This is a genomic window from Zoogloea oryzae (assembly GCF_030161255.1).
GTDB lineage: Bacteria > Pseudomonadota > Gammaproteobacteria > Burkholderiales > Rhodocyclaceae > Zoogloea > Zoogloea oryzae.
This window is the reverse complement of record NZ_BSPX01000308.1, coordinates 1-618: the sequence shown is the minus strand read 5'-3', so window position 1 is coordinate 618 and position 618 is coordinate 1. Positions and strand designations below refer to the sequence as shown.

1 protein-coding gene is annotated in these 618 nt (G+C 26.5%); it reads right to left on the bottom strand.

From position 1 onward, the window contains the following. Positions 1–419: 419 nt before the first annotated feature. Positions 420–618: hypothetical protein (locus tag QQK25_RS23495; protein ID WP_284190124.1), on the bottom strand; the 199-nt coding region annotated here is incomplete at its 5' end.

Here is a 618-nt window from a genome sequence, read left to right as displayed (position 1 = left end):
ATAGGGAGAATCTACCGCATTAATATATTAAGCATGTATATTATATATAATTTTACATAAAATTGGAATAGATGATTTATGACCTTTTAGTCAAATGAGGTTTATCTTTTAAAAGTTATTTCCTTTTGAACTACACAAAATACAAAAAATTATTATGAAAATACGGAATGTGAAACTTCTAACAACAAACCGTTAATCTATAACCTCCGTGCATTAAGTGTGAATAATGGAAAATTAAGATTGCAAACTATGTGATTACTCATGAAACTTGGAATATATCTTAATGATTATAAACCAAAAACTAAGTTTCAACATAGAGATAAACCAATTATTAAAGCACAAAAGGGTAAAAACTTATATAGTTTACATACTTAGTATATATCAATGAGGCTTCATCACCCTAGTTTGGGCTTAGCTACTCATACTAAGGTATGCAAAACTATAATTAAAATTAAAAGACATAACAAAATAAATAAGAAAAGTGATTTATTATTTTTACTCCAGAATACAAGATGAAGATGAAAGTAAAAATAAGAGGTAAGATAATTGTATTGTGTAGAGAGAACCCTAGAGTTTCTTTTATAAGCTTTTTCATCTCCCAAAATAAACTCCAATGGT